15 protein-coding genes, 1 tRNA gene and 2 pseudogenes are annotated in these 21,970 nt (G+C 38.4%); 7 read left to right on the top strand and 11 right to left on the bottom strand.

Annotated features, from left to right (window positions below; translation table 11 throughout):
- Positions 1-50: 50 nt before the first annotated feature.
- Positions 51-3,155, bottom strand: a complete 3,105-nt coding sequence (locus tag GZ996_RS02595) for a DNA polymerase III subunit alpha (RefSeq protein WP_156806933.1) — start codon at positions 3,153-3,155, stop codon at positions 51-53.
- A 526-nt stretch (positions 3,156-3,681) separates the two neighbouring features.
- On the opposite strand from GZ996_RS02595, the gene GZ996_RS02590 reads away from it, so the two are divergent.
- The 3 genes from GZ996_RS02590 to GZ996_RS02580 are packed head-to-tail and all read left to right on the top strand — an operon-like array spanning position 3,682 to position 5,542.
- The gene (locus GZ996_RS02590) at positions 3,682-4,056 is read left to right on the top strand and encodes a GntR family transcriptional regulator (protein WP_156806931.1); all 375 of its coding nucleotides are present in this window, start codon (positions 3,682-3,684) and stop codon (positions 4,054-4,056) included.
- Positions 4,049-4,747 carry an ABC transporter ATP-binding protein gene (locus GZ996_RS02585; RefSeq protein ID WP_156806929.1) on the top strand — a complete coding sequence of 233 codons (699 nt, stop codon included), beginning with the start codon at positions 4,049-4,051 and terminating at the stop codon, positions 4,745-4,747. The genes GZ996_RS02590 and GZ996_RS02585 overlap by 8 nt, the downstream gene beginning before the upstream one ends.
- A gap of 9 nt (positions 4,748-4,756) precedes the next feature.
- Positions 4,757-5,542, top strand: a complete 786-nt coding sequence (locus tag GZ996_RS02580; protein ID WP_156806927.1) for an ABC transporter permease — start codon at positions 4,757-4,759, stop codon at positions 5,540-5,542.
- A gap of 284 nt (positions 5,543-5,826) precedes the next feature.
- On the opposite strand, the gene GZ996_RS02575 is transcribed toward GZ996_RS02580, so the two are convergent.
- Positions 5,827-7,161: a hemolysin family protein gene (locus GZ996_RS02575; protein WP_156806925.1), complete on the bottom strand. Its 1,335-nt coding sequence runs from the start codon at positions 7,159-7,161 to the stop codon at positions 5,827-5,829.
- Positions 7,162-7,570: 409 nt separating this feature from the next.
- Positions 7,571-7,693, bottom strand: coding sequence for a cold-shock protein (locus tag GZ996_RS02570; RefSeq protein ID WP_380433577.1), 123 nt, complete (start codon positions 7,691-7,693; stop codon positions 7,571-7,573).
- A 1,109-nt stretch (positions 7,694-8,802) separates the two neighbouring features.
- Between GZ996_RS02570 and GZ996_RS02565 the strand changes: the two genes are divergently transcribed.
- Complete coding sequence (locus GZ996_RS02565; protein ID WP_162011269.1) at positions 8,803-10,035, top strand: ISL3 family transposase; 1,233 nt, start codon at positions 8,803-8,805, stop codon at positions 10,033-10,035.
- Between the two features lie 165 nt (positions 10,036-10,200).
- On the opposite strand, the gene leuS is transcribed toward GZ996_RS02565, so the two are convergent.
- The 7 genes from leuS to GZ996_RS02530 all read right to left on the bottom strand — a co-directional run bounded on the left by leuS (position 10,201) and on the right by GZ996_RS02530 (position 19,262).
- On the bottom strand, positions 10,201-12,702 hold the full coding sequence (leuS, locus tag GZ996_RS02560; protein WP_162011268.1) for a leucine--tRNA ligase: 2,502 nt from the start codon (positions 12,700-12,702) through the stop codon (positions 10,201-10,203).
- Positions 12,703-12,811: 109 nt separating this feature from the next.
- Complete coding sequence (gene secA / locus GZ996_RS02555; protein WP_161980361.1) at positions 12,812-15,334, bottom strand: preprotein translocase subunit SecA; 2,523 nt, start codon at positions 15,332-15,334, stop codon at positions 12,812-12,814.
- A gap of 494 nt (positions 15,335-15,828) precedes the next feature.
- Positions 15,829-15,915 (bottom strand) — tRNA-Ser (locus GZ996_RS02550).
- 96 nt (positions 15,916-16,011) lie between these two features.
- On the bottom strand, positions 16,012-16,650 hold the full coding sequence (gene trmB, locus GZ996_RS02545) for a tRNA (guanosine(46)-N7)-methyltransferase TrmB (RefSeq protein WP_162011267.1): 639 nt from the start codon (positions 16,648-16,650) through the stop codon (positions 16,012-16,014).
- A 9-nt stretch (positions 16,651-16,659) separates the two neighbouring features.
- Positions 16,660-17,442 (bottom strand): cell cycle regulator CcrZ, encoded by a 783-nt coding sequence (ccrZ, locus tag GZ996_RS02540; RefSeq protein WP_156806518.1) that lies wholly within the window; start codon positions 17,440-17,442, stop codon positions 16,660-16,662.
- A gap of 55 nt (positions 17,443-17,497) precedes the next feature.
- The gene (locus tag GZ996_RS02535) at positions 17,498-18,535 is read right to left on the bottom strand and encodes an ABC transporter permease (protein ID WP_156806517.1); all 1,038 of its coding nucleotides are present in this window, start codon (positions 18,533-18,535) and stop codon (positions 17,498-17,500) included.
- A gap of 1 nt (position 18,536) precedes the next feature.
- Positions 18,537-19,262 carry an ABC transporter ATP-binding protein gene (locus GZ996_RS02530; protein WP_161979721.1) on the bottom strand — a complete coding sequence of 242 codons (726 nt, stop codon included), beginning with the start codon at positions 19,260-19,262 and terminating at the stop codon, positions 18,537-18,539.
- Positions 19,263-19,326: 64 nt separating this feature from the next.
- Between GZ996_RS02530 and GZ996_RS02525 the strand changes: the two genes are divergently transcribed.
- From GZ996_RS02525 to GZ996_RS02515, 3 genes and pseudogenes are all read left to right on the top strand, one after another.
- Complete coding sequence (locus tag GZ996_RS02525; RefSeq protein ID WP_156806515.1) at positions 19,327-19,746, top strand: HIT family protein; 420 nt, start codon at positions 19,327-19,329, stop codon at positions 19,744-19,746.
- Complete coding sequence (locus GZ996_RS02520) at positions 19,743-20,039, top strand: chemotaxis protein (RefSeq protein ID WP_162011266.1); 297 nt, start codon at positions 19,743-19,745, stop codon at positions 20,037-20,039. Before GZ996_RS02525 ends, GZ996_RS02520 begins: the two co-directional genes overlap by 4 nt.
- A gap of 146 nt (positions 20,040-20,185) precedes the next feature.
- Positions 20,186-21,442: pseudogene (locus tag GZ996_RS02515) on the top strand (ISL3 family transposase).
- A 28-nt stretch (positions 21,443-21,470) separates the two neighbouring features.
- On the opposite strand, the pseudogene GZ996_RS02510 reads toward GZ996_RS02515, so the two are convergent.
- A pseudogene (locus GZ996_RS02510) lies at positions 21,471-21,970 on the bottom strand (IS66 family transposase); the annotation flags it as partial.

Raw genomic sequence — 21,970 nt, 5'->3', positions numbered from 1 at the left:
CACTATTATATCACAGTTGTTTTTAAATTGCTCTTTTTTCTAACAAGATTTTATCGAAAAATCGTTTTCATAACAAATGGACTGAGTTCTTCAATCAATTTATGGGATTTTTGAACGTAATAGACATCACTCTGTAAGGTTTTTTTACTGTCCACATAATGTAGAACTACTGGTAATTCTCCTCTGTACTTACTTAAAATTTCAGAGATTATTTTATCATGATCATGATTTGCCATCTGGAGCCAACACTTTTCAACTGTCGCTGCTGTCAAATTTTGTAAAATCATTTGTATTCTTTCATCTCGCAACTGTAAGCGCCCTTTAAAGAGGTAGATGGCACCTTCCTGTAGTTTGCTCTGCCATTTCCCATAAACCTCAGGAAAAAGGGTGACATCCAGCTTATGACGAGCATCGCTAACAGTAAGAAAGGCCATCTGCTCACCTTTTGTTTTAGTACGAATAATACGAATCGTATCAATTTGAGCGAGAACCGTTCCCTCACTGTCTGCTATTAATTGCTCAATGGGGGTGAAATTCCCCTGTAACTCTCTGCGTAAAGCATCAAGAGGGTGTGGGCTAATCCCAACCCCTAAAAGTTCTTGCTCCATACGGTATTTTTCCGTTCCAGAATAATCTTCGGCTGTTAACCATGAATAAGAAGAGTCTGCAAAGAGACTTCCTAACTCATTTACAAAGGTAAATAGATGCTCCAGATTAACTTCAACTTTGCGACGATTGGGTTCAAATTCATCAAAAAGACCAATGTGAACTAAGGGCAATAGCACTTCTACCTTCTGATATTTGCTCGGTAATTTTTCTAAAAAGTTTTCAATACTCTGATAAGGACGATTCTCAACAATCCAAAGCGCTAAGTCTCTCGGCAGTCCTTTAACTGTTTTTAGTCCTAAAACAATTTTTCCATCATCAATCTTATCATGATAAGGGACTGAATTTAGAGTAAGTTTCCCAAGTTTAAAATCAGCTTGTAAAGCATCCGTAATATAATCACTACTTGAAAAATTTAGCATGACATCATAGAAAACCTCTGGATAATGCACCTTGAAATAAGCTAATTGAAAAGCAAGCGCTGAATAAGCATAAGCATGACTACGATTAAAACCATAGCCAGCAAATTTTGCCATCCGTTCAAATAAATCACGCGCCACCTGCTCAGGTCTACCCAGTTCTCTCGCACCTGCTAAGAAATCAGCTTCCATTAGCTGCATCTCTTTTTTATCTTTTTTAGACATCGCTCGGCGAAGCAAATCGGCTTTTCCTAATGTAAATCCAGCATAAACCTGAGCAATTTGCATGACCTGCTCCTGATACAACATGATACCATAAGTAGGCTCTAAAATAGGAGCCACAATCGGATCAATCAGATTTACCTGTTCACGACCAAACTTTCGCTTGATAAAATTATCAATATAGTCACTAGCTCCCGGACGGTTAAGACTTGTCGTCGCTACAACTTCTTCAAATTTTTCTGGTTTAACTCTTTTTAGCAGGGAGATAGCCCCCGGTTGTTCAAATTGAAATATTCCCTTCGTCAAACCTGATGCAAACAGTTGTAACGTTTCCTTATCCTCAAGGTCTATGGCTTTGATATCAATGTCTCGACCATAATCTTTTAGCACCTTTTCCTGCATTTTCTGTACAAAAGTTAAATTTCGTAGGCCCAAAAAATCCATTTTGAGAAGCCCATTAGCCTCAACAGATGGTGCATCGTATTGAGTAATCATCATATCTTCACCAGCTTTAAGCGGTATATGATTAGTCAAATCATCGTCACTCATCACAATCCCAGCCGCATGGATAGAGGTTTGTCGTGGTTGTCCTTCGATTTTTTTGGCAATAGCAAAGCCTTTAACATATTCTGCCTTGCTATTAATCAGTTGCCTGAAAGCCATATTTTTTTCATAGACACTGGTCAAGGTATCCCTGAAACCAATTTTTTTAGTCAGATTTGACAGTTCATACTCTGGCACTCCAAAACGTTTAAGGACGTCACGAATAGCTTGTTTCGCACCAAATGTCGAAAACGTGACAATCTGAGCCGAGTGCTGACTGCCATAACGGTCACGAACATAATGTAAAAATTCAGAACGGTAAATATCAGGCAAGTCAATATCAATATCCGGCATTGAGTATCGTTCTTCATTGAGGAAACGTTCAAAAAGGAGATTATTTTTAACCGGGTCAATACCTGTAATATCTAGGGCATAAGAAACCAAGCTTCCAGCTGCAGAACCCCGTCCCATTCCCATGTAATAGCCTTTGCTCCGCCCAAATCGTAACAAATCCCAGACAATCAAAAAATAATCATCAAAGCCCATTTTATGAATGACTGATAATTCTTGATTTAAACGTTCTTGATAAATGGATTCTGTTTTCTTTTTAGCAACCAATCCAGCTTCTGCTCGTTCACGTAATTCATCTACTGCTTCTCTGTTGCGATTAAACCGCGGAAGTTTTAAGTTTCTATCAAATTCGTAAGAAATATTTTCAACCAATGTTGTCAAATTATCTATAGCAGTTGGGAAACGCTCTGAAAATATTTGTTCCATCGTTTCCGGTGAATAAAGAAATTGATTAGCACTCGGCGCTTCGATATCTTTTAGAAAAACATTCTCTCTGATGGCATGAAGCACTTGAAGAGTTTCCCGATCATCATTAGAAAAATAGCGAATGGTGTGAAGGGGAATCATTGGTTTCTCATACGCTATCTGCGGACTGTCAGGATAAACCCCAATCATATACTCACAATATAACAGATCCCCCACTGCTACAAATTCGGCTGGTAAGATGACCACAATACCTTTTAATAGCTCAGAAAAGGCTGTCCAATCAGTTTCTCCCATCATACGTTGACTAGAGATTTTCAAGAGACTCTGATAACCAACCGTATTTTTCGCAATTAATTTTAATCTAATCTTTTGCTCTGCTATGATAACCGACAACTCTAAACCTAAAATCGGTTTCAAACCGGCCAATGTTGCCTGTTGAATAAAAGAATAAGCACCATAAAGCGTGTCGCTATCCATTATACCAACATGTTTATAGCCCAATTCCTTTGCTTTACTAATATAGGTTGGCAAATCAACCAAACTATCCAAAAATGTATAAACAGTTCTAGTGTCTAACGGAACAAACATACCAACCTCCTATGTTTTTACTTTCATTATACTATAAAGAATTAGGCACATAAAGCACTAACATCTATTCACTAAAATATCTCTTATGATACTGTCAATACTCCAAGCCTTATTATATAGATATTCAAGAAATAAATAGTACCTATGTTGTTCTTTTCCTCATATAAACTATCGCCAAAAAGGCTCATCAACAACCAATATGATGGGAAATTGAAAAGTTCAAGAGGAGTAGAATAAATCTGTATACCTAAGATAATATCAAATTCAACATTACATACAAATAAGTTTTTTTCAACACTTGTCCACTCCCCTCCCTCTTATTTTAAAATTCCGTCATCTTCAGTATAAATCGCTTAACAAATAGATTCTATTTGACAAAAACTCCACTAATACGTATTATAGATATAGTACAAAATAGTTTCAATATCCCAATTAGTTTATAAAATCTACATAGAAAGGAAAGAGAATTTAGTTATTCCAAAAATCAACTTTTGGACATCTACACCATCTCTTTATATCTTTGGTTATGGCTTGGAAATTTGATGAAAAGTCACCCATTTATGCTCAGATTGCTCAACATGTAAAAATGCAAATTATCAGCAATCAAGTCAAAAGCGGTGACCAACTCCCTACTGTCCGTGAATATGCCGAGGAAGCTGGAGTTAATCCGAACACTATGCAACGAGCATTTACAGAATTAGAACGTGAAGGAATGGTTTATTCTCAACGAACGTCTGGACGTTTTGTAACAGAAGACATTGATCTCATTGCTGAAAAACGTTTGGAAGTTGCTCAGCTAGAATTAAAAAACTTTGTCAGCAACATGCAAAAAATTGGTTTCTCACAAGAAGATATCATCCCTGAATTAACCCGCTTTTTGGAGGAAAATACACATGACTGATTTACTTAAATTACACCACGTCACAAAAACATATGGTCATCAAATTGCCTTAGACGAGGTCACCTTTAACTTACCAGCAGGAAAAATTATTGGACTTCTTGGCCCAAACGGTAGCGGTAAAACAACTCTCATCAAACTGATTAATGGTCTGCTACAACCTGATAGTGGCGAGGTTGTCATAGACGGGTATCACCCTTCTATCGAGAGCAAAAAAATAATCTCTTACCTTCCTGATACCACTTATCTCAATGAAAATATGACCACTAATGCCACTCTAAGCTTTTTCCAAGATTTTTATGCCGACTTTGATCGCGAACGAGCTGAAAAATTACTGGCTGATTTAGACATTGATCCTAATAAACGTATCAAAACGCTATCAAAAGGAAACAAAGAGAAAGTACAATTGATTTTGGTTATGAGTCGTCGTGCAAAACTTTATATTCTTGATGAACCTATCGCAGGAGTTGACCCAGCGGCGAGAGATTATATTCTTCGTACCATTATCAATAATTACTCAGAAGACGCTTCCGTTATTCTCTCTACTCACCTCATTCAAGATGTAGAACCTATTCTAGATGAAGTTGTTTTTCTCCACAATGGTCAAATCGCTTTGCAGGGAAATGCAGATGATCTTCGTTTTGAACACGGTCAATCCATTGATGCTCTCTTTAGAGAACATTTTAAATCTTAGGAGGTTACTATGTTTGGAAAACTATTAAAATATGAAATAAAGTCTATCGGAAAATGGTACCTGGGACTTCTCTTTATTACTTCATTAGTGGCCATTGCTACTGGAAATTCTGTAAAACGTTTCATTACAACTATCGAAACATCATCTTATAACTATGTCGGTTATCAAGTTGGAAGTTATTTGAGAGATAATGTAATGTTTCTCTTCCTATTAGCTGCCTTATTCGGACTTTTAATTGCAGTTACTATAGCTTCCTATGTTATTATTATCCGTCGTTTTTATGCCAGCCTTTTTAGTCGCCAAGGTTACTTAACCATGACACTCCCAGTATCTACTCATTCTATTCTTTTGAGTAAATTGCTAGTCTCCACCCTACTTTTCATTACAACCTATCTTTTATTTGCAATCATTATTTTAGCTTTTGTGCTACCTCATGTTGAATGGTCAGAGGTAGTTAAAGTATTTTCAGAAGTCATGTCTAAAGTCCCTCCTTCTGAAAGTACGTTTTGGTTTATAGTTTGGAATCTCGACGCCTTCCTTTCTACTATTTTAGCTGTACTTTGGATTTATCTCGCTATCTCTATCGGCCAACTGTTTAATACTTACCGTGTTTTGATGGGATTTGTCAGCTACGGTATCATCTGGTTGATTCTAACACTAATTTCATTCCTTCTTGCCTTTACGTTTACAGATGGTAGTTTGATTTTAGTTGATTTAGTGATGACCATTGTAGGATTGATTGCCTCATACATTGCAACCCACGCCATTATTAAACACAAACTCAATCTTGAGTAAAGAAAATAGATCGGACAGAAATTATAATTTCAACCTGAGCTTCTCCATCTCATTTCGAAGCTTAGGTTGAAACGATCCTATTGCATGCTTCCAATCAATCATTGACTTAATTTATTTCTACACTAAAATTAAGGAGTCTGAAACGACTCTCTGAACACTAGAACCAAAAACGAACAAAGGTTATCTCTTATATATAAAATGAGATAACCTTTGTTCGTTTTATATAATTAGATTTAATGATCTAGACTTTCTAAACTAAAAATCTTTTTGTCTCAGACTCTTTTTTAATATTCTTCTTCTGTAATCGCAAGCTGAGTTAAAATAAGTTTCAACTTGGTAACACGACCATCTTTGACCTTATCATTAATCAAAACCAAATGCTTATTATTATTATCTAATTCATAAATCTCTTTATCTTCTTGGCTTGGAATCGTCCCAACACCAGTCAGATAAAAACCAGCAATGGTATCGACATCATCACTTTCAAGTTCTGTCTCAAAATATTCGTTAAAATCATTCAGAGTCATATTTCCTTGAACAATATAAGTATGTTCAGCGATTTCTCTGACAAAAATCTCAGATTTATCACTCTCATCATCAATCTCACCAACAATTTCTTCTAAAAGATCTTCCAGAGTCACTAAACCCGCTACACCCCCATACTCATCCAATAAAATAGCTAACTGCCTTTGGCTATTTCTAAAAGCAGTTAAAAGATCATCTATAAAAATGGTTTCTGGAACAAAGAGAGGCTCCTGCATGATTCGACGAAAATTTATATTTTCAAAACCTTGATTAAAAGCTGCACTAAGCAAATTTTTTGTATGAATGAGGCCAATAACTTTATCTTTATCCCCATCATAAACTGGAATACGTGAAAAACTTTGCTTAAGAATTTCCTGAATAGTTTCCTGAGTATCAGCATTGATGTCAACCATAAAAGCATCTGTCCTAGGAACCATAACTTCTCGCGCCAGCATTTCATCCAAAGAAAAGACCCCTTGAAGCATTTCAATCTCATCAGCATCTAGACTTGCTTCACTTCTAGTCAACATGTACTCAATCTCATCTCGAGTCATCTGTTCATCTGCATCATCAAAATCCATAGGAGTCATTCGACTAAGAAGATTTGTAGAAGCTGATAATAACCATACAAAAGGGCTAACAATTTTACCCACAAAGATAATTACAGGTGCTGAGACAACTGCCAAATTCTCCTTCAAATTCATCGCAATCCGCTTCGGATAAAGCTCGCCGAGAACGATGGAAATATACGTTAAAAAAATCAAAGATGCCACTGAACCAATTGTAGTAGCATATTGAACATCACCAAGCCAACCTGCAATCACTCGTCCAAGCGAAGCGGATAAACTAGCCCCCTGTAAAAGAGAAATGAAAGTAATTCCAACCTGGATAGTAGATAAAAAATTGTTAGGATTTTCTAAAACCTTTAACAGACGAATATATTTTTTTTCACCTTCCTCAGCCTTTTGTTCAACACGAGATCGATTAAGTGAAACTAACGCCATTTCAGAAGCTGAGAAAAAAGCATTCAGAAAAGTTAAAACAATAAGTACAATAAATTGAATCAATAAGGACTGACTACTAGGGTCTTCCATGAAAAATAACTCCTAAAAATAATATAGTATTGTTATTATAGCATATATTTTGTAATTTAGATAATAAATATTAACAACAACAAAATTGGGAATTCTTTAAAATGATTTTCATCTCACCTCCGAGGTGCTTGGCCATTTTGTACTGTACTGATTTATATTACACCATTATGGATTTTTTATTTGTAACCCCGTGTTGATGCTAAATCTTGACACTGAAAAACGTGAATACATTATCTTAAACTTGTTTTATCAATCTTACTAAGTTCATGTTTCATAATCTTAGATTCATCAACAAAAAGCTCAGAATTTTCTAAGCTTTTTGTTGATGATTCATTAATTCTAGTAATATTAACATCTCACAATCCACGTTCCCCTTGCTCAACTTCAAATATTACTTTTTCACTATTTTCTAGGAATTTAAAGCCATCAGTTTGAATTTGTAACAAGTATGTAAAACATCTAATCCTTCTTCTTGTTGGATAAAACCAAAACCATTTTCTTTATCAAACCATTTTACTGTACCATTTACCATTTTGAGTTACCTCTTTAAAAAAATTATTTGCAAAAATTTTTAAAAGGAAAATAGCTAAATAATAAAACATATTTTTGAAAAAGCCGAAGATTGAAATGCCAAAAGCTTTGCTTTCTTGCTAAAAATCTTTCATGCAATCGTCCGTCGTGTAACCCCCTCCTCCAGCATTCCTTGATGGGATTTTATTTTGCCCCTAGGGCTACTTATCACGGATATTTAACCAGTATCAATAACAACACCGCTTGATACAGCGACAAGAAATGATGTTGAAACCTCCATATATCATTCACCTCCTTTCCTAGTTTGAGGGAGTTATAACAAAATTTAAACTATTAATACTCATTTAAAATCAAAATCTGATAGCTTGTATTCACAAATTTTTGCACAGTTAGCCTTATGTAGTAGGGACACTCCAAAAGTCTGGTAAACCTTTGGAGGTAGGAAATAAAGCCGGTGTCAAAACCTTCTAACGAAGTTCCATTGCTTATTTTCAAGTCTAAAGTCTCCATTATCTTTTTCGTTTTAAAGCTCAATCTGAAAGTATCTACTAGACAGTTTCACTCCCACATCCGCAAAGGACGGCCGCTAACGATAGCGTGATATAAAAATAGTCTGATGGCTGTTTTAGGTGCCACTTGAAAATGAAGGAGCGCTAGGTTTAGAACTTCCAATCAACCACTGCGTCAATTTGACATACGAAAACTCCCCTTTTAGTTTCTAGTGAATTTTTGTTTTTTCACTGTCCACTATAAGGGAAGTATATCATTTGTTCCAACCTCTAGTCTCGATATAAATTCTAAATCTAGTTGAATTTCTACAACAAGAAACATCTAATCTACTCCATTTGTTTTCATATAAGATCCACAATTTTAGATTTTAAAATGAATTCAGTATAAAAATACAGCATCAGGGTTGCCCCATTTTGGGTTACCCTCTTACTATACCTCATTTTCACTAGGGGTAGTACAAAGGGTGGTAAATTCAAAAGGCTCTATAATTTCTGTAGTGGGTAAATTCCCCGCAGAGATTATGGAGCCTTTTTGAGTATAGAAAAAGTCCCATATGACCTATAATGAAAAGCGACAAAACAACTCATTAGAAAGACTCATATGGAACAATTCGATTTTATCACAAACCTACTCGGAATAAAAGACCCTAATATTACGATTTTGGATGTCATCGATGCTGGAACCCACAAGGATGTCCTCGCCAAGCTGGAGTACCAAGCTCCCAAATGCCACAACTGCCAAGCTCAGATGGCTAAATATGACTTCCAGAAAGCCTCCAAAATACCTTATTTGGAGTGCGCTGGCTATAAAACCCTGATTCGTCTAAGTAAGCGCCGTTTCCGCTGTCCTAATTGCGGGAAAATGGCTGTCGCTGAAACTTCACTGATCAAGAAAAAACACCAAATTCCCGTCATTCTCAATCAGAAAGTCTCCATGACAACCATTGCAGAGAATCTAGCGGTGTCAACCTCAACCGTCATCCGAAAACTCAAGGAGTTCCAATTCAAGACTGACTTGACTTGGATGCCTGAGAATATGTCATGGGACGAATACTCCTTCAAGAAAGGCAAAATGAGCTTCATCGCGCAGGATTTTGACTCACTCAAGGTCGTCGCTATTCTGGATGGACGGACACAAGCAACCATCCGCAACCTCTTTCTGCGCTATCCGAGAAGCGTCAGAAACCGTGTTAAAATCATCACCATGGACATGTTCAGCCCATACTACGACATCGCTAAGAAACCATTTCCATCTGCTAAAATCGTCCTTGATCGTTTCCATATCGTTCAGCACATGAGCCGGGCCATGAACCGACTGCGTGTCCAAATCATGAACCAGTTTGACCGAAAATCGAACCAGTATCGGACCCTAAAACGTTACTGGAAACTGATTCTTCAAGACAGTCTAAAGCTCAGCGATAAACACTTCTATCGCCCGACTTTTCGCATGCACTTGACTAATCAGGAAATTGTCACAAAGCTGCTCAGCTATTCTCAAAAGTTAAGGCAACATTACGAGCTCTACCAGCTTCTGCTTTTCCATTTCCAGGAGAAACAGGCTGACCAGTTTTTTAGACTGATCGAGGAGACCATTCCAAACGCCAATCCTGTCTTTCAGACGGTATTGAAAACCTTTTTGAAGGATAGGGACAAGGTTATCAATGCCTTGGAATTGCCCTACTCTAACGCCATGCTTGAAGCAACCAACAACATCATCAAGGTCATTAAGCGTAATGCTTTTGGCTTCAGAAATTTTGAAAACTTTAAAACTCGTATTTTCATTGCCATAAACATAAAACGAGAGAAGACAAATCGTGTCCTCTCTCGGTGTTAAATTGGTCAACCCACTACAGTTGACAAAGAGCCAAATATATAAGAGTATCTTTGTTCGTTTATATATTTTATTAGAAAATTAGATTTAATTGGGATAGATTTTCTAAACTAAAACTCTTTTTGTCCTAGCCTTAAGTAGGAAATAGACAGACAAACGAGGGTATTATTACTTGATAACGATATTAACGAGCTTGCTTGGAACCGCAATTACTTTAACAACTTCCTTACCTGCAATTTCAGCTTGGACTTTGTCGTTAGCAAGGGCAACTTTTTCCAGCTCTTCTTTCGAAAGGTCTTTGGCAACCACAAGTTTCGCCTTCACTTTTCCTTTGATTTGGATAACGATTTCCACTTCGTTTTCAACGAGTTTGCTTTCGTCATAGGTCGGCCAAGCCACATGTGAGATGGACTCACCTGTTGCGGTCAAGACTTGCCACAATTCTTCACCCAAGTGCGGCGCAAATGGGGCAATCAACTGCACAAAACCTTTGGCATACTCTGCGTAAAGCTTGTCTTCTTTGTTGGCTGCGTTGACAAAAATCATGAGCTGAGCAATGGCTGTATTGAATTTCATACCTTCAATTTGCTCAGTGACTGCTTTAACCGTCTCATGGTAAACCTTGTCAAGCGCTCCGCTATTTTCCGCCACAATCTCTTTAGTCGTGATCAAACGGTAAACGCGGTCAAGGAACTTACGTGAGCCTTCAAGCCCTTCTTCACTCCAAGCGATCGATGCATCAAGTGGCCCCATGAACATTTCGTACACACGAAGGGTATCTGCACCGAATTGTTCCACAACATCATCTGGGTTAACGACGTTTTTAAGGGATTTAGACATCTTTGCTGGCGCTTGCTCAAGCTCTTCACCAGTTTCCATGTGGAAGAAGCTACCATCACGTTTTTCAACCTTATCAGTCGCCACAAGCGCACCACGGTGATCACGGTAGCTGGTTCCCAGAATCATACCCTGGTTAAAGAGTTTTTGGAATGGCTCTTTGGTTGGCACCACTCCGAGGTCATAAAGCACCTTGTGCCAGAAGCGTGCGTAAAGCAAGTGAAGTACGGCATGTTCTGCACCACCGACGTAAATATCGACTGGTAACCATTGTTTCAACAGCTCTTCATCAGCTAATTTTTCATCATTATGCGGGTCAATATAGCGTAGGTAGTACCAGCTTGAACCAGCCCATTGTGGCATGGTGTTGGTCTCACGACGACCTTTGACACCATCCTCACGAACAACTTCCAACCAGTCTGTCAAGTTAGCCAGTGGGCTCTCACCCGTACCTGAAGGACGGATGTCTTTTGTTACTGGAAGAACAAGCGGCAATTCATTTTCTGGCACAGCCGTTGACGTCCCATCTTCCCAATGGATAATTGGGATTGGTTCCCCCCAATAACGTTGACGGCTAAAGAGCCAGTCACGAAGACGGTAAGTGACTTTTTCGTTACCCACTTCTTTTTCTTCCAACCAAGCGACCATCTTAGCGATAGCTTCTTCCTTGTTCAAGCCGTCAAGAAAGTCTGAATTGATGTGAGCACCATCTTCTGTATAAGCTACTTCTTCAACATTACCACCTTCAAGAACTGGAATAATCTCAAGGTCAAATTGCTTCGCAAATTCCCAGTCACGGTCATCATGAGCAGGTACCGCCATGATAGCACCCGTTCCGTAGCTAGCAAGCACATAGTCTGCAATCCAGATTGGCATTTCTTTACCGTTAACAGGGTTAACCGCATAAGCACCCGTCCACACGCCTGTTTTTTCTTTGGCAAGGTCTGTACGAGCAAGGTCTGATTTGAGACTTGCTTGGCGTTTGTATTCCGCAACTGCTTCTGCCTGTCCTGCCGTTGTAATGCTATCTACCAAAGCATGTTCTGGCGCTAAAACAGCGTAAGTCGCACCGAAAAGCGTGTCAGGACGTGTTGTAAATACCGTAAAGTCTTTGTCAGTATCTTTGATGTTAAACGTTACGTTCGCACCTGTTGATTTGCCAATCCAGTTGCGTTGCATGTCTTTAATAGACTCTGGCCAATCGACTTCTTCCAAATCTTCAAGTAAACGCTCTGCATAGGCTGTGATTTTCAGCATCCATTGACGCATCGGTTTGCGGACAACAGGATAGCCACCACGCTCAGAAGTTCCGTCAGGCAGTACTTCTTCATTGGCAATGGCTGTTCCAAGCTCCTCAACCCAATTTACTGGTACTTCTGCTTCATAGGCCAAACCTTTTTCATACAATTTCGTGAAAATCCACTGCGTCCATTTATAATAATTTGGATCCGTCGTATTAATTTCACGTTCCCAATCGTATGAGAAGCCTAGCGCATTGATTTGACGTTTAAAATTAGCAATGTTTTCCGCTGTAAATTCAGCTGGGTCATTACCAGTATCCATCGCATATTGCTCAGCTGGAAGACCAAACGCATCCCAACCCATTGGGTGAAGAACATTGTAGCCCTGCGCACGCTTGAAACGACTCAAAATATCAGTCGCAGTGTAACCTTCTGGATGACCAACGTGAAGCCCTGCACCAGATGGGTAAGGGAACATGTCAAGCGCATAAAACTTAGGCTTTGACGCATCCGTCCCTGTCTTAAAAGTATGATTGTCTGCCCAGTGCTTTTGCCACCTAGGCTCAATGTCTTTGTGGTTATAAAATGTCATCAGACCCACTCCCTAAATATCAATTATAGTATCTTTCATTATACCACGAAAAAGAGAAAGAAAAAAGGCTGAAATCACAAGGATTTCACGCCCTTCATATTACCTACAATTAACGCATGTGGCAATTCTTATATTTTTTACCTGAACCACATGGGCACTTATCATTGCGGTCAACATCAGAAAAATCAATAGTTTCTTCTTCAACAGCACCTGGTGTTTGAGCTGCAATATTAGCTGTCGCAGATGTGTGAGATGATGACGGGACCTCTTCACGTCTTTGCTCATGAATCTGTGCTTTCATCATTGTACGAGTGATATCAAACTCAATTGAACCAATCATATCTTGGAACATCTTGAAGCCTTCAGATTGGTACTCAACAACAGGATTATTCTGAGCATACCCACGTAAACCAACTGCACTACGCAATTGATCCAAAGCATTCATATGCTCTGTCCAGTGATTATCAACCACCATCAAAATCAACACTTTTTGGAATTCTTTGAGAGATTCTTCATCACGAAGTTTACTGATTTGATTATCATAATGCGCCATTGCCTTGCCAAATAGCAGAGCCTTAATTTCAGCATCTTTTTTACCCTCTAAATCAGATAAAGTAATCTCTTCTTCTGGTAAAAGACTCATTTGTGCAAAATTAAGGATTGCCTCAAAAACTTCTTGACGATTATTAACACGTGCGTGAGCATCCACCGTACGATCAATCGTGCGTTTTACCATCGCCTTGATTTCTGGACCAAGGTCACGCTCTGCAGTGATAACATCGTAACGTTCTGCATAGATAATTTCACGTTGCTCTCTCATCACATCATCATATTGAAGGACCTGTTTACGGGTATCATAGTTATTCCCTTCAACACGTTTTTGAGCTGATTCAACCTGACGCGTTAACATTTTTGATTCAATAACCGTATCATCTTCATCAAGACGCATTTTCTCAAAGAGAGCTTTAATACGATCAGAACCAAAACGGCGCATCAAATCATCTTCAAATGATAGGTAAAATTGTGATTCACCTGGATCCCCTTGACGTCCAGAACGTCCACGAAGCTGATTGTCAATACGACGACTTTCATGGCGCTCTGTACCAATCACACAAAGACCACCTAGTTCGCGAACACCCTCACCTAACTTGATATCCGTACCACGGCCGGCCATGTTGGTCGCAATAGTAACCGCACCACGCTGGCCTGCATTCATAATAATTTGAGCCTCTTTAGCATGGTTTTTCGCATTCAAGACTTCATGCGGTACACCAGCTTCAACTAATAATTTAGAAATCAAATCTGACGTTTCAACCGCAACCGTACCAACAAGGACTGGTTGCCCCTTTTCATAACGACGTTTCACATCCTCTACAACGGCTCTAAATTTCGCACGAAGAGTTGGATAAAGGAGATCTGAATTATCAATACGCTGAATTGGTCGGTTCGTTGGAATTGGAATCACGCGCATATTATAAACTTCACGGAATTCCTCTTCCTCAGTCTTAGCAGTACCAGTCATCCCTGACAATTTCTTGTACATACGGAAGAAGTTTTGGTAAGTAATACTTGCACTTGTCTTAGACTCATCTTGAATTGGCACATGCTCTTTAGCCTCAATCGCCTGATGAAGACCATCAGAGAAACGACGTCCTTCCATGGTACGACCTGTAAATTGATCTACAATTAAGATTTCCTTATTTGGACTAACCACATAATCAATATCTAAAGTCATGATATAGTTAGCACGCAAAGCATTGTCAATAAAGTGTGTCAAAGCAACATTCTCTAAATCATAAAGATTATCGAGTTTGAAATAGCTCTCAACCTTATCTATACCTGAATCCGATAAACCAATAGTCTTCGTTGGAATATCAATAATATAATCTTCCTCTGACAAGCCTTTAACACAATGATCTGCTAAATCGTATAACTTACTAATGTCTGTACTCTGAGCACCTGAGATAATCAATGGTGTACGCGCTTCATCAATAAGAACTGAGTCAACCTCATCAACCAAAGCATAGTTAAGCGGACGCTGTACCATAGCTTCTTTACGAGTAACCATGTTATCACGTAAATAATCAAAACCTACTTCAGAGTTGGTTGTGTAGGTTATATCACAATTATAAGCTTCACGTTTTTCTGCTGATGATTTTGCTGCTAAGTTAATCCCAACAGAAAGTCCTAACCAGCTATAAAGTTCTCCCATCTCCGTCGCATCACGTTCAGAAAGATATTCATTAACGGTAACAACGTGAACTCCCTCACCCGATAAAGCATTCAAATAAACAGGCATCGTCGCTGTCAAAGTCTTTCCTTCACCTGTACGCATTTCTGGAACGTCACCATGGTGAAGAACAATTCCCCCCATGACCTGTACATGGTATGGAAAAAGCCCAAGGACACGTTTGGCTGCCTCACGAACAACCGCATAAGCTTCTGGTAACAAATCATCTAGTGTTTCACCAGCTTGGTAACGCGCTTTAAATTCAGAAGTCTTAGCCTGAAGCTCCTCATCTGGGAGAGCCGCCATTGCTGATTCATAGCTTTCAACTTTTTTTGCTAATTTATCTAATTTTCGTAATTCACCCTTATCGTTTTCGATAAGTGTACGTAACATATTTGCCATTCTTTTTCCTTTCGAAAAACTTATCATATCATTCTAACATGATTTACCAATTTATTCAAGAATCCAAGAATATGATAATACAAAATTTATACTGAATTAAGCCCAAGACTTGCAATATTTAAGTCAAATAGAATCGTTTTATTAGCCCCTATTCTAATGATTTTGGCAGTTCCTCTGTTATAATCCTAGTGAACAAACAAATACACAAATTTTCAACTGGAGATTTTACATATTGTCTATATCAAAATATATTCACCTCACAAGCGGACAGTTTCTGCCTTCTCCCATACCTAATCCCAAACTTCTTCCTGCAACTACCGATAAATAGATTGTACTAACTCAATTTTTCAATAAAACTATCGGTTACCCCATTCCCACAACTAACAGGAAACAAAAAAAGACCAAATGGTCAAAGATATTTTCAATAAAATTTGAAATCGGTGAGCAAATGGTGGGCAAACACCCTCAAAACCTCGATATATCAAGGGGATAAAAGGAGAGGAGGGGATTCGAACCCCCGAGCCCCGTTAAGGACTACACGCTTTCCAAGCGTGCGCACTCGGCCACTATGCGACCTCTCCATATGGGTAAAGACTACCCAATAATTATAACATAAATATTCACGGTGTGGTTTACTATTTTTCAAATAAGCAACGATTTTAAAAGTCTGCTAAAACTTAAAATCTAGCTTCCACACGATATATAACCTGACCTTTATCAGAGAATTTTTTCTCATATTCAGTCATAACATTGTTCGTGAACGTTTCATCAGCATGTAAATCAAGCCAAACTTTTTTCAACGTCATTCCATACTGCGAAAAACTTGCCAAGCTGTATTCAAATAAGCCTCTATTATCCGTTTTAAAGTGAATCTCACCATGTTTCGGTAAAATTTGCTTATAAATATCTAAAAACGTTTTATAAGTTAAACGACGTTTTTCATGCTTAGTCTTTGGCCAAGGATCAGAAAAATTCAAATACATCATATCAACTTCGCCGTCTTCGAAATAGTTTGTCAAACTCGAACCATCTACTCGAAGCAATTTCACATTTTTAGCCCCGCTTTCTAGAACCTTATCCAAAGCATAGCTCAATACGGATAGCTGAATATCAATACCAATGTAATTAATCTCTGGGTTTTGAAGAGCCATCCCTGTAATAAAGCCACCTTTACCAGAACCAACTTCGATGTGAATGGGGTTATCATTTCCAAAAACCTCATGCCAATGTCCTTTTGACGCCTCAGGACTTAGGATGACATACTGAGGGTGATTTTCAAGATGCTCTTCCGCACCCTTTCGTTTTCTAACTCTCATATTTTCTTTCTAAAATAAACTTCTAAATTGGCGGAGCTCATAAATTTCACGATTAACATGTTCCATATCATAAACATCATAAAATTTTAGAATCTGTGACAAATAAGATAACTGCCCATACCAATAGATTTTCTTCTTAACCAGATCATTATTCTTATAACCATAATAACTGAGCCATTCTGCCCAACGATTATGAGGAATATAATGGCTTAAAATATGTGCTACGTCATACATCCGATCCGTTAAACGCACTGAATCCCAATCAACTAAGTAAACAAGCCCACTTGTTGTAATAACCCAATTACTATGACGAACATCACCATGGACAATGGTCGCTAATTCAGGATTAAAATCCGGAAGGTTTTTCTTTAATTCTGTTACGATTGATTGTAAGTAGATATTTTGACGCAACTGCATCGGAGCATTTTTATCCCAATCCTGTAAAAGTTCAAAAGGGTTTTCAATAATATAATTCAACTGCAAAAGTTGATTAACCAGGGGTTTTGAACGGTGCAACTGCAAAAGAATCTGAGCAATCTGCTTACTGTTCATGTCTGCTTTATTTAATAAACGCCCATCTAGCCATTCCTGTGCACTCATCATATCACCACCTGCTGTACGCTTAGCCCACAACAATTGCGGCGTGATGTGTTCCTTAGCCAAGGCAGCTAAAATCGGAGTTGTATTTAATTTGACAAAAACACGCTCACCATTAGGATATTCTCCCATAAAAGCCTGTCCACTTTTTCCCAACAAGGGTTTTAAGGTTAAGTCTTTATCCGTCGTAGTCACCTTAACTCTCCTTCAATTCTAGTCATTCCCTATTATTTTACTTGTTTTCAAGACTCTAGTCAATCATCTTCTTCACTTTATAACGTAAATATCCTTCTATAAGGACAAAATTTAAGACCAATAGCAGAGCTGCACTTTTTAAACTTCCAGAAAAAGGGAGTGACACTAAGGTCAGACCATAAATTAACACCTTCAAAAAAACCAATAAGTTTGTCTTTTTAAGACTTCTCCTAAGAGGAAAGAGCTCTGTCATATACTGATAATCATAGTGTCCGTATAGCGCTAGAAGCTGAAAAGCTAAAAGATAGGTGAACAAAAAAGCTAAACCAACTGCCAACCAATCAATTTTTACAAAAAAGAGGCAAACAAGAGACAGCAACATCAATCTTAATGCTAATCCTAGATAATCCCCAGAACGTAAAAAGGCACGCAAATAAAGATTACACCATGTCTTTGAAGAAGTTTTCTCAACATACTTTGTCACGACATCTAGATATGTTCGACGCTTAACTGAACTTGAAATTCCCTTAACAGTTGTAAAAAGGGCAAAAAATTTCAAAAGAGATTGTCGACGTTTTTGTTCCGCTGCAATAGCTTCACGCCAATCAAGTTCTCCAGTATTTGTTATAAATCGTCTAAGCTTATACTGAATACAAACATATTTCAGCCCTAAAATAAGCAATGCTAAGAAAACAAAGCCCCAAAATGAAATCCCTAGCAATACTAAAATAGGATACAGCAACAAAAGAAAAACAACTTCTAATGTTCCCCAAAGAACAAACGTTCTATTAGCCGCTCCTCTTATCCATTCTATAACTTCTTTTTCTTTAGTTAATATAAAAAATTGATCCGCTGGCTCTATAAATGTGGCAATTGAGCCTAAAGGTACCCCTCCCAAAATTAAGAGAGATAATACCAAGATAAGCCCCGATGGTTCCGTTGGAAAATGATCTAATAATTGGCGATATTGATAAAGTAAAAAACCAAGCAAAAAAATTAATACAAGCACAAAGTGATCATTAAAGACATATTTTAGATATTTAAGACAGCGATTATGAAAAGCTTGTCTACGTTCAATAAACCTCTCTCTCATCTTAAACCTCTTTAGTCAAAGCCATGTAAATATCATTCAGCGATGCTTCTTGATTACCAAAAGAATCTCGCAAATCAGCCAATGTCCCATGAGCCCTCACTTCACCTTTATGAAGAATGACAAATCGATCGCACATCTTCTCAGCCGAATCTAAAACATGGGTTGACATCAAAATAGATGTTCCTTTTTTCTTTTCCATTTCCAAAAGAGCAATTAAATCATTTATTGCCAATGGATCTAAACCTAAAAAAGGCTCATCTACAATCAACAATCTTGGCTCAACAATAAAAGCACAAATAATCATAACTTTTTGCTTCATGCCTTTTGAAAACTGAGTAGGAAACCAATCCAGCTTATCTGTTAAACGAAACATTTCAAGTAAGGGCTCCGCACGCTCCAAAGCAACATCTACAACGATATCATAAGCCATGGCAACAGTCTCTAGATGCTCACGTAAAGTCAATTCCTCATAAAGGCTTGGCGTCTCAGGAATAAAACCAATTTTTTTACGGTACTCTTCTAAATGTTCAGATAAAGTCACCCCATCAATGGAAATACGACCTTCATAAGGTGTCAATAAACCAATTATCTCATTAATAGTCGTTGACTTACCAGCACCGTTAAGACCAATTAAGCCAACTAATTCACCGTCTTTAACTTCAAAGTTAACCTTTTTCAATACAGGAAGATTAACGTAGCCTCCTGTCACGTTTTCAAGTTTTAACATTTATTTCTCTCATCTTTTTTGATATAATGATTATATCAAAAAGACAGGAATAAGGTAATAGCAAATGGCAGATTGTATTTTTTGTAACATTATTTCAGGAGACATACCCTCTTGTAAAGTATACGAAGACCAAGAAGTTCTAGCATTTCTAGATATTTCTCAAACCACCCCAGGCCACACTCTCGTCATTCCCAAAGAACATGTTAGAAATGTCCTTGAAATGTCAGAATCAACAGCAAGCAGCCTCTTCAAACGTATCCCTAAAATTGCTCGAGCAATCCAAAAATCAACAAATGCACCAGCAATGAATATCATCAATAATAACGAATCAATTGCTGGCCAAACAGTCTTCCATGCTCATATTCACCTTGTCCCTCGCTACAGTGGAAACGACGGCATAAACATCACGTATACCACAAACGAACCCAATTTTGAAGTTTTAGGAAAAATGGCAGAGCAAATCGCTCAAGAGGTCAATCTATGAAATTTAACACATTTTTGATTGCCGGTCTCCTAACCGCAAGCGCAGTCCTACTCTATGAAAAAAAAGATCGTGTCATTGCACAACTCTCCGAGACCAAAAATAGCATTGACGGCATACAAACTAGCCTAGCAAATATAAAAAAGAACATTGATATTATCCAAAGTCAACAGCACATATTGAAAAACTTAAACCAAGAGTTAAGCTATAAAGGCCACGTTTTTAATAACGAGATTCAAGCCCATATCAATGAAATCAAAAACATCTCAGCAAAATATCAAACAACAGATAAATAATCTAGGAAAAAATTATGGCTCTATAATTTCTGTAGTAGGTAAATCCACCTCGGAGATTATGGAGCCTTTTTGAGTATGAAAAAAGCCCCATATGACCTGTAATGAAAAGCAATCAAACCACTCATTAGAAAGAATCATATGGAACAATTAGATTTATCACAAACCTACTCGGAATTAAAGACCCTAATATCACTATTTTGGAGGTTGTGGATACTGGGAGCCGCAAGGAAGTCATCGCCAAGCTGGCCTACCTTGCTCCAAAATGCCAACATTGCCAGGGTCAAATGGCGAAATACGACTTCCAGAAACCATCCAAAATTCCTTATCTTGAGTGCGCAGGGTACAAGACACTCATTCGCTTGCGAAAGCGACGCTTTTGCTGTCAGGAGTGCGGAAAAATGGCGGTCACGGAGACGTCATTGATCAAGAAAAATCACCAGATTCCCCTCATTCTTAATCAAAAAATTACCCAGAAACTGATTGAGAAAGTCGCGATGACGGCTACCGCTGAAAGCCTTGCGATATCAACCTCAACGGTTAGCCGAAAGCTAAAGGAATTCCAGCTAAAGGAATTCCAGTTCAAGACAGACCTGACCTGGATGCAAACTAACATGAGCTGGGACGAGTACAGCTTCAAAAAAGGCAAAATGAGCTTCATCGCGCAGGATTTTGACTCACTCAAGGTCGTCGCAATTCTGGATGGCGGACGCAGGCAACTATTCGCAACCCTTTCCTGCGCTACTCGAGAATCGTTAGGAACCGCGTCAAAGTCATTACTATGGACATGTTTAGCCCTTATTACGCTATCGCTAAGAAACTCTTCCATTCGGCTAAAATTGTCCTTGATCGTTTCCACATGGCCCAACACATGAGCCGTGCTATGAATAAATCTACGCATACAGGTAATGAACCAGTTTGACCGAAAATCGCACGAATATCGAGCACTTAAACGCTACTGGAAACTAATTTTGCAAGATAGTCGCAAACTCAGCGATAAATGCTTTTATCGTCCCACGTTTCGTATGCACTTGACCAAGCAGGAGATTGTCGCTCAGCTACTCCGCTATTCTCAAGAACTGAGAGAACATTATGGGCTTTATCAGCTATTGCTTTTTCACTTCCAAGAAAAGCAGGCTGAACAGTTTTTGGGTCTTATTGAAGAAGACTTATCCACTGTAAATCCTATATTTCAGACGGTTTTTAAGACTTTCTTGAAGAATAAAGACAAGATTGTCAACGCCTTGGAACTACCTTACTCAAACGCTAAACTTGAGGCCACTAACAACCTTATCAAGGTCATTAAACGGAATGGCTTTGGCTTTCGGAACTTTGAAAACCTCAAAACTCGCATTTTCATTGCACTAAATATAAAACGAGAGAAGACAAACGTAACCGCCCAATAACAGAGTATATTGAAAACGTTCCAAAATCTTAACTGACTTTGGAACGTTTTTGCTTGCAGTGGTCTTGAATGGTTTTATTCCATGGTAAATAACCTTCTAGAACCTCTTCTTTTGCGAGTGTCTTCTCATTTGGAAGATGTTCTAGAAGATGGGTGATGTATTTTTCAGTATTCAAGTCCGTGGCGCTTGGCCGTCTCCAGTAAACTCATGATGATAGCTGTTGACTTGGCGCCCTCAAAACTTTGAGAGAATAACCAATTTTTCCGACCGATGACAAGGGGCTTTGCCAAGTTGTTCGATAAAACGAGATTCCCGTCCGCTAAAACCCTTCGGAAGGTGCTTTCGTATGTCAGGCTATACTCCAAGGCAGTACCTAATTTTGACCCAGGTAATACAACTTGCTTACGACACCACTCAAAGAACTCTGTCATTAAGCGAGCTAACTCTGTCTGGCGTTTATAATATCTCTCCTCAGCTGATAATACCTCCCACTCTCTTTCTAAGCTAAACATCTGGTCACAATAAGCC

Origin of the sequence: Streptococcus sp. S784/96/1 (assembly GCF_902729355.1) — a bacterium.
In the GTDB taxonomy this organism is placed as follows: Bacteria; Bacillota; Bacilli; order Lactobacillales; family Streptococcaceae; genus Streptococcus; species Streptococcus caledonicus.
Note: the sequence above shows the minus strand (reverse complement) of the source record. Positions and strands in the feature narration are given on the sequence as shown.